This window comes from Kitasatospora sp. NPDC093679, from assembly GCF_040683455.1.
In the GTDB taxonomy this organism is placed as follows: domain Bacteria; phylum Actinomycetota; class Actinomycetes; order Streptomycetales; family Streptomycetaceae; genus Kitasatospora; species Kitasatospora arboriphila.
Genome location: NZ_JBFBDW010000061.1, coordinates 35,145 through 49,224, shown reverse-complemented (window position 1 = coordinate 49,224; position 14,080 = coordinate 35,145). Strand labels below are relative to the sequence as shown.

Annotated in this window: 13 protein-coding genes and 1 tRNA gene; 5 read left to right on the top strand and 9 right to left on the bottom strand. The window is 74.0% G+C overall.

Going from position 1 to position 14,080, the window contains the following annotated elements; translation table 11 throughout:
- Positions 1-121: 121 nt before the first annotated feature.
- Both AB0O09_RS33285 and AB0O09_RS33280 read left to right on the top strand, forming a co-directional pair.
- Positions 122-313, top strand: a complete 192-nt coding sequence (locus tag AB0O09_RS33285) for a hypothetical protein (protein WP_363548401.1) — start codon at positions 122-124, stop codon at positions 311-313.
- A gap of 1 nt (position 314) precedes the next feature.
- Positions 315-680, top strand: coding sequence for a tyrosine-type recombinase/integrase (locus tag AB0O09_RS33280; protein ID WP_363548399.1), 366 nt, complete (start codon positions 315-317; stop codon positions 678-680).
- Positions 681-701: 21 nt separating this feature from the next.
- Here AB0O09_RS33280 and AB0O09_RS33275 read toward each other — a convergent pair.
- The 8 genes from AB0O09_RS33275 to AB0O09_RS33240 all read right to left on the bottom strand — a co-directional run bounded on the left by AB0O09_RS33275 (position 702) and on the right by AB0O09_RS33240 (position 7,120).
- A tRNA-Ala gene (locus AB0O09_RS33275) sits at positions 702-778 on the bottom strand.
- Positions 779-901: 123 nt separating this feature from the next.
- Positions 902-1,999, bottom strand: a complete 1,098-nt coding sequence (gene glpR, locus AB0O09_RS33270) for a gephyrin-like molybdotransferase receptor GlpR (RefSeq protein ID WP_363548397.1) — start codon at positions 1,997-1,999, stop codon at positions 902-904.
- Between the two features lie 160 nt (positions 2,000-2,159).
- Positions 2,160-2,777 carry a GNAT family protein gene (locus AB0O09_RS33265; RefSeq protein WP_344625984.1) on the bottom strand — a complete coding sequence of 206 codons (618 nt, stop codon included), beginning with the start codon at positions 2,775-2,777 and terminating at the stop codon, positions 2,160-2,162.
- The gene (locus AB0O09_RS33260; RefSeq protein ID WP_363548395.1) at positions 2,774-3,310 is read right to left on the bottom strand and encodes a MogA/MoaB family molybdenum cofactor biosynthesis protein; all 537 of its coding nucleotides are present in this window, start codon (positions 3,308-3,310) and stop codon (positions 2,774-2,776) included. The genes AB0O09_RS33265 and AB0O09_RS33260 overlap by 4 nt, the downstream gene beginning before the upstream one ends.
- Positions 3,307-3,804, bottom strand: coding sequence for a cyclic pyranopterin monophosphate synthase MoaC (gene moaC, locus AB0O09_RS33255; RefSeq protein ID WP_030270697.1), 498 nt, complete (start codon positions 3,802-3,804; stop codon positions 3,307-3,309). Before moaC ends, AB0O09_RS33260 begins: the two co-directional genes overlap by 4 nt.
- Positions 3,805-3,858: 54 nt before the next feature.
- Entirely contained in the window at positions 3,859-5,181 is a 1,323-nt protein-coding gene (gene glp, locus AB0O09_RS33250) for a gephyrin-like molybdotransferase Glp (protein WP_363548393.1), read from the bottom strand.
- Between the two features lie 24 nt (positions 5,182-5,205).
- Positions 5,206-6,126, bottom strand: a complete 921-nt coding sequence (galU, locus tag AB0O09_RS33245; protein WP_263103980.1) for a UTP--glucose-1-phosphate uridylyltransferase GalU — start codon at positions 6,124-6,126, stop codon at positions 5,206-5,208.
- 55 nt (positions 6,127-6,181) lie between these two features.
- Positions 6,182-7,120, bottom strand: a complete 939-nt coding sequence (locus tag AB0O09_RS33240; RefSeq protein WP_363548391.1) for a GGDEF domain-containing protein — start codon at positions 7,118-7,120, stop codon at positions 6,182-6,184.
- A gap of 58 nt (positions 7,121-7,178) precedes the next feature.
- On the opposite strand from AB0O09_RS33240, the gene AB0O09_RS33235 reads away from it, so the two are divergent.
- Complete coding sequence (locus AB0O09_RS33235) at positions 7,179-7,781, top strand: 5-formyltetrahydrofolate cyclo-ligase (protein WP_363548389.1); 603 nt, start codon at positions 7,179-7,181, stop codon at positions 7,779-7,781.
- Between the two features lie 24 nt (positions 7,782-7,805).
- Here AB0O09_RS33235 and AB0O09_RS33230 read toward each other — a convergent pair whose 3' ends face one another.
- Positions 7,806-10,553: a penicillin acylase family protein gene (locus AB0O09_RS33230; protein WP_363548388.1), complete on the bottom strand. Its 2,748-nt coding sequence runs from the start codon at positions 10,551-10,553 to the stop codon at positions 7,806-7,808.
- 221 nt (positions 10,554-10,774) lie between these two features.
- On the opposite strand from AB0O09_RS33230, the gene AB0O09_RS33225 reads away from it, so the two are divergent.
- Positions 10,775-12,259, top strand: coding sequence for a potassium/proton antiporter (locus tag AB0O09_RS33225; RefSeq protein ID WP_363548386.1), 1,485 nt, complete (start codon positions 10,775-10,777; stop codon positions 12,257-12,259).
- 338 nt (positions 12,260-12,597) lie between these two features.
- Positions 12,598-13,998: an MFS transporter gene (locus AB0O09_RS33220; RefSeq protein WP_363548407.1), complete on the top strand. Its 1,401-nt coding sequence runs from the start codon at positions 12,598-12,600 to the stop codon at positions 13,996-13,998.
- Positions 13,999-14,080 lie beyond the last annotated feature (82 nt).

Here is a 14,080-nt window from a genome sequence, read left to right as displayed (position 1 = left end):
CCTGCGCGTCACACCTGACAGTCCTACCGGTTTCCACCCCGAAACGGGGGCAGAACCCGAAGATTGATCACAACATCACACAGGCCCTAGGGCTTCGGCGCGGTGAGGTGCCGGGTCTGACATGGGGGACTCTGTCGACCTGGACGCGGAGCTGCTGACCGTTCAGGCACAGCTTCAGCGGATTCGCCGTCAGCTCGTCCACGACGAGAACAAGACGGACGCCTCGACGGCCGTCCTCCCCATGCCCGACATCTGTACGGCAGCGTTGAAGCTCCGGCGCCGGGCCAGGTCGCGGCTCGGCTGGTGGCGGTGAGATGTGGGCGGGGCTCGGGTCCGTCTTCAGCACGCGCACCGGCTCACCGATCGAGCCGCGGAACTTCAACCGGTCCTTCAAGCGGCGGTGCGAACTGGCCGGCGTCCGGGTGATCCGACCCCACGACACCCGGCACACCTGCGGCTCGCTCTTGGCCGCGCTGGACGTGCACCCGCGGATCGCGACGCAGATCCTCCGGCACAGCAAGATCGCCGTCACGATGGAGATCTACACCCGCGTACCGTCCGAGGAGACCCGTCGCGCGCTGACGAAGCTCGGCCGGCACATCGCCGCCGAAGCGCCCACGCTTTCGGAGCAGTTGCTGTACTTCACTGCTGTACGAACGCTCAAAGGCCCTTCCGGGTAATCCCGGAAGGGCCTTTGAGGTTGGTGGAGCTGAGGGGATTCGAACCCCTGACCCCCTCGATGCGAACGAGGTGCGCTACCGGACTGCGCCACAGCCCCAACGAGAAAGAACTCTATCACCTCTGCGGACCACCTCGTGACCATTGCCTCTGCGGGTCCCGAACGGCCCCCGACGTGCGGCGCCCCGCCGTCCGCGGGAGGCGGAGGGCGGGGCGCCGGAGGTCACTCGTTGGCCGCTCGGGCCCTGGGCGGGCAGTCCGCCTCGTGCGGCGCCGCGCTCTCCGCGTACTGGTCGAACAGCGGGGTGCGGCGGGACTCGGCCGGGCGGCCGGAGTCGCGGACGCCGGGGGCCGCGAGGTCGAGGCCGCGGGTGACCCGCGGGGCGACCGGCGCGGTGACGTAGGTCGGCAGCGGGACGGGCACCGGCTCCCAGGAGTCGGCGCCGGCCGGCCCCCGCTCGCGCATCCCGTCGACCCACTCCTCGTGGTCGGTGGCCTCGGCGAGCGCCGTCGCGGTCGAGGCCGTGTCGGACGGGCCGTGCGCCGACAGGTCGGCGGCCAGCCGCAGGTGCGGCCGGGCCGGCCCGTCCGCGGCGCGCACGTCCGCCTCCGGTTCGGCGGCCGGCTCGTCCGCCGCGGCCCGCTCCTGCTCGCGCGCCCGCTCGCGGGCCCGCAGCCGCTCGGCGGCCTGGGCGGCCCGGGTGCGGTCGAGCTTGACCTCGTACCGCTGGCGCTCCAACCGGCGCAGGTGGCCGATGTAGAAGGTCAGCAGGAGGGCAGGCAGGGCGGGTACCCAGATGAAGGCGAAGCCGGCGACGGCCGCGACCACCGCGCCCAGGGCGAAGGCGACGAAGAGCAGGGTGACCATGCGGCGCCGGCGGGCGAGCAGCCGGGCCCGGCGCTGGGCGGTCGGGCGGTGCACCGGCCGGTCCGCGGACGGCTCGGCGTCCGGGGCCCGGATCTCGGGGACCTCGGGGGCCTCGGCGCTCCCGGGGGCGTCCGGGGCGTCCGCCGGCCCGGCGGCCGGGGGCTCCGGATCGGCCTGGGCGCCGTCGGCGGCCGCGGGCACGCCGGAGGCCGGGGCGTCGCCGGGGGCGCCGTCCTCGGCCGGGGCGGGTTCGCCGCCGTCGGACTCGTCGGTGAGGGACTTCGAAGCGCGCCGCTCCAGCGCCGACCGGCCGGCCAGCAGGCGGATCGCGGTACTGAAGCGTTCCGTCGGACGCGACTCGTTGAGCTCGTCCTGCCTGCGGAGCCACATCGGCACCAGATAGGCGGCCCAGGCTCCCACGATGACCGCGTAGATAAGGCCGCTACTGCTCACGATTCACACGGTACGGGGGCGCGGTGAGGCCTGGCAGCAATTTGGCGCGGCGTGTCGTGTGATCAAGCTGATTCTCCGACTATTTTGCCGGTGTTTGCCACCACTCGACCCGGGGCCCGATGCCGGATCGATATCTATTTCGAACAAATATTCAATTCATTCAGGAGCGACCGCTCCTGACGGCACGCCAGCGCGCCAGCATGCCCTCCGGCACCTCCTCGACGGTCAGCGCGTAGACCAGGTGGTCGCGCCAGTCGCCGTCGATGTGCAGATACCGCGGACGCATTCCCTCCTCGCGGAAGCCGAGTTTCTCGACCACCCGCCGGCTCGGCCGGTTCTCCGGCCGAATGCACACCTCGATCCGGTGCAGTCCGAGCGTGCGGAAACAGTGGTCGACCGAGAGCGCGACGGCGGTCGGCATGATGCCGTGGCCCGCCACTTCCTCGTCGATCCAGTAGCCGACGTTGGCGGAGCACATCGACCCCCAGGTGATGCCGCCGACGGTGAGCTGGCCGACCAGCCGGCCCCGGTGCAGCACCACGAAGGGCAGCATCCGACCGGCCGCCGCCTCGCCGCGCAGGTAGCGGACCATCTGCCGGTAGCTCGGCCGGGCGACCCCGCCGCGGCCGGCCGGCGGCGGGGGCACGGTGGCCTCCCAGCGCCGCAGCCAGTCCCGGTTGCGGCGGCTGACCTCCTGCCAGGCGCGCTGGTCACGGGCCCGGATCGGGCGCAGCGTCACGTCGCCCTCGGTCAGCTCGACCGGCCAGCCGGCGCTCAGCTCGTGCTCCGGACGGTGCTGTCCGGCCGCGGGTGGTCGCCGCCGCGGAGCTGGTCGACGGCGTGGGCGAGCAGCGGTTCGAGGACGGCCAGGCCGTCCTTCACGCCGCCGGTGGAGCCCGGCAGGTTGACGATCAGGGTGCGTCCGGCGAGGCCGGCGAGGCCGCGGGAGAGCACCGCGGTGGGCACCTTGTCGCGGCCGTGCGCGCGGATCGCCTCGGCGATGCCGGGGATCTGCCGGTCGATCACCCGGGCGGTCATCTCGGGGGTGAGGTCCATCGGCGAGATGCCGGTGCCACCGGTGGTGAGGACGACGTCGTAGCCGGCCTCGACGGCCTCGCGGAGCACCGCCTCGACCGGGTCGCCGTCCGGCACGACCCGCGGGCCGTCCGCGGCGAAGCCCATCCGGCCGAGGCCCTCGACGAGCAGCGGGCCGCCCTTGTCCTCGTACACGCCGGCCGAGGCGCGGTTGGAGACGGTGACGGCGAGCGCGCGCACGGGGCGGCCGGCGGCCGGGCGGCCGTCGGCGGTCACCGGGCGTCCTCGCGGGCCCAGTCGCCGCTCTTGCCGCCGGTCTTGGTGAGCACCCGGACGTCGGTGATCGCGGCGGCCTTGTCGACCGCCTTCACCATGTCGACGACGGTCAGTCCGGCGACGGCGACGGCGGTGAGCGCCTCCATCTCGACGCCGGTGCGGTCGGCCGTCCGCACGGTGGCGGTGATCTCGACCGCGTCGTCGGTGACCGCCAGGTCGACGGTGACGCCGGAGATGGCGATCGGGTGGCAGAGCGGGATCAGGTCCGGGGTCCGTTTGGCGCCCATGATCCCGGCGATCCGGGCGACGGCGAGGGCGTCGCCCTTGGGGACGCCCTCGCCGCGGAGCAGTTCGACCACCCGCGGGGCGACGGCGACCCGCCCGGCGGCGACCGCGGTGCGGACGGTGGTGGCCTTCTCGGAGACGTCCACCATGCGGGCGGCGCCGGTGTCGTCGACGTGCGTGAGGCGGTCGCCGGGGGGTGTCTCGGTCACGGGGGCTCCAGTGGCGCGGGTCGAATACCGCGCTACCGTACAACCCCGGTGGCGTCAGTCCGTGAGAAGGACCACGTCGACGCGGCTGCCGGCCGGCAGCGCGGTGGTGTCCTCGGGGACGGCGATCAGGCAGTCGGCGTGCGCGAGCGCGCCGACCAGGTGCGAGGAGGCGCCGCCGACCGGGGTGACGGTGCCGTCGGTGCCGTACCGGCCGCGCAGGAACTGGCGGCGGCCCGCGGGCGAGGAGAGGTCCGCGGTGCAGACCGCGGAGACGACCGGCCGGTGCACCTCGGGGGCGCCGAGCATGGTGCGGATCAGCGGCCGGACGAACAGCTCGAAGGAGATGTACGCGCTGACCGGGTTGCCGGGCAGGGCGAGCAGCGGCACGCCGTCCTTGCCGAGCCGGCCGAAGCCCTGCGGCTTGCCGGGCTGCATCCGCAGCCGCCGGAAGTCGACGCCGCCGAGGTCCTCGCCGCCGTGCAGCGGCTGGAGGGCCTCCTTGACCACGTCGTAGGCGCCGACGCTGACGCCGCCGCTGGTGACGATCAGGTCGGCGTCGGCGAGCTGCTCCTGCAGCACCCGGCGGAGCACGGCCGGGTCGTCCGGCACGCCGCCGATCCGCACGGCCTCGGCGCCGGCGGCGCGGGCGGCGGCGGCGAGGGCGAAGCTGTTGGAGTCGCTGATCCGGCCGGGGCCGATCGGCTCGCCGGGCTGGACGAGTTCGCTGCCGGTGGAGAGCACCGCGACCCGCGGGCGGCGGTGGACGGCGACGGTGGCGCGGCCGATCGCGGCGAGCAGGCCCAGCTGGGCGGGGCCGAGCAGGGTGCCGGCGGTGAGCACCGTGGTGCCGGCGGTGATGTCGCTGCCGCGGCGGCGGATGTGGGCGCCGGCCGCGACCGGGCGGAGCACCTGGACGGTCTCGCCGGCGACGGCGGCGGTCATCGCGTCGGCGGCCTCGCCGGTGCCGCTGCCGCCGTCGGTCCACTCGACCGGGGCGACGGCGTCGGCGCCGGGCGGCACCGGTGCGCCGGTCATGATCCGGGCGGCCTGCCCCGGGCCGACCTCGGGGAGTTCGGCGGCGCCGGCCGCGATGTCGCCGACCACGGCGAGGGCGACCGGCGCGGTGTCCGCGGCCCGCAGCGCGTAGCCGTCCATCGAGCTGTTGTCGAAGGGCGGCAGGTCGACGGCGGCGGTGACGTCGGCGGTGAGCCTGCGGCCGAGGGCGTCCAGCAGGTCGACCTCGACCGCGGGCAGCGGGGCGGCGGCGGCGAGGACGTCGGCGAGGTGCTCGTCGACGGTCCACGTCCGGGGGGCGGCCGGGGCCCCGGCGTCCTCGCAGCAGGGGTCGTTGCTGCCGTGCGCGGGGCCCGCGGTCATCGCCTCACTCGCCTTCGTGATGGGTCAGCTGTGCATCTCGGTGGCGACGAACTGCCGGAGCCAGTCCCGGAACTCGGGGCCGAGGTCCTCGCGCTCGCACGCCAGTCGGACGATAGCGCGAAGGTAGTCGGCGCGGTCGCCGGTGTCGTAGCGGCGGCCCTTGAACAGCACGCCGTGGACGGGGCCGCCGCCGGTCTCGTCGCGCCCGGCGAGCTCGCGCAGCGCGTCGGTCAGCTGGATCTCGCCGCCGCGGCCGGGCGGGGTCTTGCTGAGCACCTCGAAGACGGCCGGGTCGAGGATGTAACGGCCGATCACCGCGTAGTTGGACGGGGCGTCCTCGGTGTCGGGCTTCTCGACCAGGTCGGTGATCCGGAAGACGTCGTCGCCGAAGCCGTTCGGCTTGACGGCGGCACAGCCGTAGAGGTGGATCTGCGAGGGGTCGACCTCCATGAGGGCGACGACCGAGCCGCCGAGCTCCTGCTGGACCTCGATCATGCGGGAGAGCAGCGGGTCGCGCGGGTCGATCAGGTCGTCGCCGAGGAGGACGGCGAAGGGCTGGCCGGCGACGTGCTGCTCGGCGACGAGGACGGCGTGGCCGAGGCCCTTGGGGTCGCCCTGCCGGACGTAGTGCATGTTGGCGAGCTGCACGGACTCCTGGACGCGGCGCAGCCGGTCGTGGTCGCCCTTGCGGGTGAGCAGCTCCTCCAGCTCGTAGGCCCGGTCGAAGTGGTCCTCCAGCGCGCGCTTGTTGCGGCCGGTCACCATCAGTATGTCGGACAGGCCGGCGGCGGCGGCCTCCTCGACGACGTACTGGATGGCCGGCTTGTCGACCACCGGCAGCATCTCCTTGGGCGTCGCCTTGGTCGCCGGGAGGAAGCGGGTCCCCAGGCCGGCAGCGGGCACGACGGCCTTGGTGACGGGGGTGCGGGCGTGCGTCTTCGTCATGCGTCGACCTTACTGAGGCGTTTCAGCGCCCTGTGAGAGCGAGGTGAGTGGGGTGTTAAACCCCGTCCCGAGCAGCGGCCGTGGCGGCAGCGGTGCGGGCGTGGCCGACGGAGGTGAGGGTGGCCTCGGTGCCGGTACAGGCGGACAGACTACCCGGCTTTCCCGCCGCCTCCGTCGGCCCGTCGGACCTCCGCCGGCAGCGCACCGCAGGTGCGGGCTCGGGTGCCGCCGCGGGGACGGTCTCCACCGGGGCTCCGCGCCAGCAGTCGCCGCCCGCCCGGCGGGCCTCGGCGAGGGCCCGGTCGGCGGCCCTCAGCAGCAGGGCGGCGTGGGATCCGTCGCGCGGCAGGACGGCGATGCCGACGGCGGCGGTGAGGCCGTTGCCGCGGGCGGTGGCGGGGGCCCCGGCGGGGCCGGCCGGGGTGTCGGCGGGGCGGGCCTCGGCGCCGCTGCCGGACCAGTCCAGCAGTCGGTGCCGGCGGACGGTCCAGACGAGCCGCTCGGCGACCTGGGCGGCGCCCTCGGCGCCGGTGTCGGGCAGCAGGACGAGGAACTCCTCGCCGCCGTAGCGGCCGAGGGTGTCGGAGCGGCGGATCTCGACGGCGAGGCGCTGGGCGAGGTCGCGCAGCACGGCGCCGGCCCGGCTGCGGCCGTGCTCGGCGACGACCGCGTCGAAGCCGGTGATCTCCAGCATCAGCAGGGCGAGCGGGCGCTTCTCGTCGCCGGCCGCGGCGCGGCGGGCACGCTCGATCTCCTTGTCCAGGGTGATCTGCAGGTGCCGGTAGTTCCACACCCCGGTGAGCGGGTCGCAGGAGGCCGTGCGCTGCAGTTCGTCGCGCTCCTGGCGCAGCTCGGCGACGGTGCCCTGCAGGGCCGCCTCGCGCTCGGCCGCGGTGGCCGCGGCCCGGCGCAGCCGCGCGCCGAGCAGCCCGGCGCCGGCCAGCGCGGGGGCGCTCAGCGCGGCGAGTGCCTGGACCAGGAGCGGGGTGGACATGTGGCGCCTTCCGCATGTCAGGCTCGGGGCACCGATCGGTGCCGAGCTGTGGGGACCCATGACTGCCAATCCATTGCACAACGACAAGGCCGCGCTGAGGTCACGCCTGCTGGCGGGACGCCGCGCACTGTCACCCGCTCGGCGGGCATCGGCGGCCGGGGAGCTGGCCGTGCACGCCGCCGCGCTGGCCGAACCGGGCTGGACGGTGGCGGCGTACGTGTCGGTCGGCGGCGAGCCGGGCACCGGTCCGCTGCTGGACGCGCTGGCGGCCCGCGGGGTGCGGGTGCTGCTGCCGGTGCTGCTGGCCGACAACGACCTGGACTGGGCGCCGTACGAGGGGCGGGAGGCGCTCGCCCAGGCCTCCCGGGGCCTGCTGGAGCCGACCGGGCCGCGGCTGGGGCCGGAGGCGGTCTGCGGGGCGCGGCTGGTGCTGCTGCCGGGTCTGGCGGTGGACCGCCGCGGGGTGCGGCTGGGCCGCGGCGGGGGCAGCTACGACCGGGTGCTGGCCCGGCTGGCCGCGGCCGGTGCCGAGCCGCTGCTGGCGACCCTGCTCTACGAGGGGGAGCTGCTGCCCGAGGTGCCCGGCGAGGCCCACGACCTGCCGGTGGACGCGGTGGTGACGCCCTCGGGGGTGCACCGCTTCCGCGGGGGCGCCGGCTGAGCGGCGGCGCCCCCGCGCGGCGGGTCAGCCGTTGGTGAGCGTCATGGTGTGCGCGGTCGCCTTGGTGACGGCGTCCGGCGAGTACGCCCAGGGCAGCAGTTCGCCCTTGGCCCACAGCTCGGTCTGGTCGTTGTAGTTGCTGTGGAAGGCGTGGCCGGAGGCGCCGCCGACGTTGATCCAGCGGGAGGCGTCGAAGTCGGAGAGGTCGACGACCATCCGCATCGAGGGGATCCAGTCCACCTGGTAGCCGGCGGCGGCGTTCCAGCCGGCGGCGTTCACCGCGGCGCTGCCGCCGGAGAGCCGGTACGGGCCGCGGTTGAGCAGCCGGTGCACGAAGCCCGAGGCGATCGAGGAGTCGTCGCTGCCGAGCGTCGTCTCCTTGAGCGTCAGGGTGTGCAGCCGGCCCCAGCTCCAGGTGGAGATGGACTTGCCCAGGTAGGCGGTGAGGTCCTGGCGGGCGTTCTTCATCGCCTGGGCGAGCAGGTTGTTCAGGCCGTGCTGCGGCAGGTGGTCGGAGTCGATGTAGTTCCACCAGGTGCTGTCGGGCTGCGCCAGCTGGGTGCGGACGACCTCCGTCCAGCGGTCGCCGCCGTCCGGCTGGGCCTGGTCGGGCTTGCGGGTGCCGCACTCGGTGACGGGCTTCACCTCGCCGTTGACCGCGTCGTCGGGCAGCGTCGAGTTGGACTTCTGCCGGACCAGCAGGCAGTCGCCCTCGGCGCGCAGCGAGGCCGGCAGCTTCTGCCCGAAGGCGAGGGTGAGCAGCGCCCGCCAGACGCCGTTGTAGTAGGCGGCGGCCGCGGAGTCGGCGTCCTGGTGGTAGTTCCAGTCCTTCAGCAGGTCCTGGGCCTCGCGGACGTACGGGTCGGAGATCTTCACCTTGAGCAGCAGCGGGACGAGGGTCTTGGCCGTCACGCTGGTGTTGTCGAGCTGCATGGCCTGCATGTCGTCCGGCGAGATCTTGCCGCCGTTCTTCAGCCGGCCCTCGATCTGGTCGGTGATCTCCTTGGCGCGGGTGCCGTACTCCCAGTCGGTGGTGATGGAGAACGGGTAGCCCTTGTCGACCACGGCCTGGTTGGCGGTGACGATGTAGCCGGAGGCCGGGTTGTAGCTGTAGGGCAGCGACTTGAAGGGGACCGGGTCCTTCTTCCAGTCGTAGGCCGAGTCCCAGCCCGGGGCGGGGTAGCGGCCGTCGCCCTTGCCGCGGACGGGGATGGTGCCCGGGGTCTGGTAGCCGATGTTGTTCTCGGTGTCGGCGTAGATCAGGTTCTGGGCCGGGACGGCGAAGTCGGCGGCGGCCTTCTGGAAGCCCTTCCAGTCGGCGGCGGCGTCGAGCTCGAAGACGGCGTCCATCGTCCGGCCGGGGGTGAGGGCCGTCCACTGCAGGGCGACGCCGTAGCCGCTGGCGCGGTCCGGGGCGGCGTTGCCGGCCGGGGCGTAGGTGCCGACGTTCTGCTGCTCCGAGGACTGGTCGGAGATCAGCGGGCCGTTGACGGTGGTGCGGACGGTGATGGTGCGGTCCTCGCCGCCGGCGACCTTGATGGTCTCCTTGCGGGTCTGGAACTTCACCTCCTGGCCGTCGCGCAGGTAGGTGTCGGGGCCGGTGACCTTCTCCAGGTAGAGGTCGGTCACGTCGGCGCCGAGGTTGGTGAAGCCCCAGGAGACCTTCTTGTTGTGGCCGATGACCACGCCGGGGGTGCCGGCGAAGGTGAAGCCGGCGACGTCGAAGCCGCACTTGGGGCCGACGGTGCGGCAGTGCAGGCCCATCTGGTACCAGACGGACGGCATGCCGGGGCCGAGGTGCGGGTCGTTGGCGAGCAGCGGCTTGCCGGTGGTGGTGTGGCTGCCGGAGACGACCCAGGAGTTGGAGCCGATGCCCTGGCCCTGCGGGCCGAGCAGCTGCGGCACGGCGGCCATCTTGTCGGAGAGGTCCTTGAGGACGGCCTGGGTGGCGGCGCGGCCCTGCGTGGTGCCGGTGCCGGTGCCGGCCGTCGCGGCGGCGGTGCCGGGCGCGGCGCTGCCGTCGGCGGGCCTGTAGGTGCCGTCTGCGGCGAGCTTGCCGGTCTTGACGATGGTGCCGTTCCGGTCGTACGGGTACGCCGGGTACAGCTGGTCGATCTCGCTCTGCTCGAAGTTCTGCGCCAGCAGCGCGCGGTCGATCTCCTCCTGGCGGTTGCCGGAGAGGTTCCAGGCCATGGCCTTGAGCCAGGCCACCGAGTCGACCGGGGTCCACTCCTCCGGCTTGTAGTCGCCGTTCACGGCGCCGAGCAGGGCGTACTCGAGGGAGGCGCCGGCCCCGCCGGGGTGCTCGGAGAGCCAGGCGTTCACGCCGTCCGCGTAGGCCTGCAGGTACTTCTTGGTCTCGGCGGAGAGCACGGTGTCGTACTCCTGCTGCGCGACCCGGCGCCAGCCCATGGTCCGCAGGAAGGCGTCGGTCTCGACCTGGCCGGAGCCGAACATCTCGGACAGCCGCCCGGCGGTGATGTGCCGGCGGACGTCCATCTCCCAGAAGCGGTCCTGCGCCTGGACGTAGCCCTGGGCGCGGAAGAGGTCCTCGGAGGTGTCGGCGTAGAGCTGGGGCACGCCCTTGTCGTCGCGCTTCACGTCGACCGGGGCGGCGAGGCCGGCGACCCGGACGGTGCCGGTCAGCTCGGGGAAGGAGGCACGCACGGTGTGGACCGCCCAGTAACCGCTCCCGCCCAGCCCGGCGATCAGCAGCACGACCAGCACGATCACGATCAGACGGGCGCGCCGGAACTTCTTCGAGCGGGGCATCTGGGTCCTTGACTGGGGGACGTGGCGGCGGTGACAGCTCACCACATTAGGTCGGCTCAGGTGGCGGACGTGCACCGGGGACGCCCACGGTTGGATCAGAGGGGACGATACCCCGGAGGGATGACCGGAAGGGAAGGCCGAGGGGCCTCGATCAAAGATCAAGTAAAATGTTAGACTGAGTAACGACTCATCAGCCCCTCCTGCCGCAGAGGTGCCCCTGCGTGACCGTCGACCACCTGAACGCGTTCCTGCTCGAGTTCTCCGTGATCCTCCTGGTCGCGGTGGTCGCCGTGCGCATCTCCACCCGCTCCGGGCTGCCCAGCCTCCTCGTCTACCTCGGCATCGGCATCGCCCTCGGCCACAACGGCCTCGGCCTCGCCTTCGACAACGTCGCCCTCGCCCAGGTCCTCGGCTACGCGGCCCTGGTGGTGATCCTCGCCGAGGGCGGGCTGAAGACCAGCTGGCGGGCGATCCGGCCGGTCATGCCCGCCGCCGGCGTGCTGGCCACCTTCGGCGTCGCGGTCAGCGTCTTCGTCACCGCCGCCGGCGCGCACTGGCTGGTCGGCCTGGACTGGCGCACCGCGCTGCTGCTCGGCGCGATCGTCTCCTCCACCGACGCCGCCGCGGTCTTCTCCGTGCTGCGCACCGTGCCGCTGCCGCGCCGGCTCACCGGACTGCTGGAGGCCGAGTCCGGCTGCAACGACGCCCCGGTGGTCATCCTGGTCGTCGCCTTCGCCGCCACCGGACCGCTCGACCCCTGGTACGTGATGGTCGGCACCATCCTCGGCGAGCTCGCCGTGGGCGCCGCGGTCGGCTTCGCCGTCGGCCGGATCGGCGCCTGGGCGGTCAAGCACGTCGCCCTGCCGTCCTCCGGCCTCTACCCGATCGCGGTGATGGCCCTGACGGTGCTGGCCTACGCGGGCGGCTCGCTGCTGCACGGCTCCGGGTTCCTCGCCGTCTACACCGCGGCGGTGATCCTCGGGAACTCCAAGCTGCCGCACGGGCCGGCCGTCCGCGGCTTCGCCGACGGCCTCGCCTGGATCGGCCAGATCGGCATGTTCGTCGTCCTCGGCCTGCTGGTCACGCCCAGCGAGATGGGCTCGGCGATCGTCCCTGCGCTGGTCTGCGGCGCCGTGCTGGTCTTCCTGGCCAGGCCCGCCTCGGTGCTGCTCTCCCTGACGCCCTTCCGGCTGCCCTGGCGGGAGCAGGCGTTGCTCAGCTGGGCCGGCCTGCGCGGTGCGGTGCCCATCGTGCTCGCCACCATCCCGATGGTGGCGGCGGCCCCGCGGGCCCAGGAGGTCTTCAACATCGTCTTCGTGCTGGTCGTGGTCTTCACCCTGCTGCAGGGGCCGACCCTGCCGCCGGTCGCCCGCGCCCTGCGGATCGGCGAGGGCGACCTCGGCCAGGACCTCGGCATCGAGTCCGCGCCGCTGGAGAAGCTGCACGGCCACCTGCTGTCCGTCTCGCTCTCCCCGGAGTCGAGGATGTCCGGCGTCGAGGTGGGCGAGCTGCGGCTGCCCAGGGGCGCCGCGGTCACCCTGGTCGTCCGGGAGGGCAGCAGCTTCGTGCCGGAGCGCACCACCATCCTGCGGGCCGGCGACGAGCTCCTCGTCGTCACCACCGAGGAGGTCGGCGAGGCCGCCGAACGCCGGCTCCGCGCCGTCGACCGGGGCGGCAAGCTGGCGGGCTGGCTGCGCGGCCGCTGAACCGGCGGCCGCCGGGGGCGGGATGTGACCTGCCTTGCATCAGCGGCCCCACAGGGCCCGGCTGCCATATAATCGATCGATACGGAAGATCTACACCTAGAAAACCCGCAACATCTGCCTGATGCAGAGTTGGCGCGACCGCTCGGCGGCCGCGGTCCGCAGCACCCTGCCTGACGCCGGCACCCGCACCACCCCACAGCCGGCAGGACCCGGTATCTACCCCGGTCGACGCGCGAGAGGACGACTCTCGGCGCCGTCGGGGCCCACCCGTTCCCCGGCGCGCTACCAGGCAGCAGGAAGGACCGACCGTGACGGCCCGCCGAACGGTCGACGACACCCTGTCCCCCGGCACGCCCGCGCCTGCCGGCCCCGATGCCGCACCCGCGTCCGCACCCGCCCGGGTCGGCTACGCGGAACTGCTGCGGACCCCCGGCGCCTGGACGTTCCTGGTCCCCGCCTTCGCCGCCCGGCTGCCCTACGCCATGCTGAGCCTGGGCATCGTGCTGCTCGTCCTGGACACCCACGGCTCGTACGGCACCGCCGGCGCGGTCGCGGCCGTCTCCGCCGTCGCCCAGGCCCTGGTCGGCCCGCAGACCGGCCGGCTCGCCGACCGCCACGGCCAGGCGGCCGTGCTGCTGCCCAGCGTCGCCGTGCACGCCGTGTCGGTGGCCGCGCTGATCGGCCTGGCACTGGGCCACGCCCCGGCCTGGGCGCTGTTCGCAGCCGCCGCCCCCGCGGGTGCCTCGGTGCCGCAGATCGGCGCCATGGTCCGGGCCCGCTGGGTATCCCGGCTGTCGGACTCCCCGGCCACGCTGAACACCGCGTTCGCCTTCGAGTCGGTCACCGACGAGTTCACCTTCGTGGTCGGCCCGGTGCTGGCCACCGCCGTCGCCACCACGGTCACCCCCTCCGCCGCGCTGATCGCCGAGGCCGCGCTGACGGTCGCCGGCGGCCTGGCCTTCGCGGCCCAGCGCCGCACCGCCCCGGCCCGCCACCCGCGCACCGCCGGCGGCCGCGGACCCTCCGCGCTCTCCTCCCCCGGCGTCCGGCTGCTGGCCGGCGCCTTCCTCGGGGTGGGCACCGTCTTCGGCGCCATGCAGGTCTCGGTGACCGCGTTCGCCGAGTCGGTCGGCAGCGCCGGCGCCAGCGGCACCGTGTACGGCATCTTCGCCGGCGGCTCGATGCTCGCCGGCGTGCTCTACGGCCTGGTCGCCTGGCGCCGCTCGGCCCGCAGCCGGATGCTCGGCTGCTACGCCCTGCTGGTGCTCGGCTGCTCGACCCTCTGGGCGATGCCGAACCTCACCGCGCTCTCCGTCGCCGGACTCTTCTGCGGCCTGGCCATCGCGCCGACCCTGATCACCGGCTACACCCTGGTCGAGACGCTCGTCCCGGACGGCGCCAAGACCGAGGCCTTCACCTGGCTGACCGGCGCCATCGGCCTCGGCCTCGCGGTCGGCTCCACCGTCGCGGGCCGGCTCATCGACTCGGGCGGGCCGTCCGCCGGCTTCCTCGTGCCGGTCGTCGGTGCGGGCCTCGGCCTGGTCGCGCTGCTCGCCCTGCGGGGGCTGCTGGTCGCTCCGCGGGACGCCGCCGCGGTCGCTCCGGCCCCCTCCGCGTCCGGGGTGCAGGCCGCGGACGACGGTCTCCGGGCGGGCGGGCCGGCCCCGGCCGGCACGGCCTCCCGGGCCGCCGACGGCACCGGGCCGCGGCAGCTCGTGGGTGCGGGAACCGGGCGCTGAGGCCCGGGCCCGGCGGCCCGGACCCATCTCACACCCGGCATCGCTGGACTGTTCCAGCGGAATACCGCATCATTGACGATCG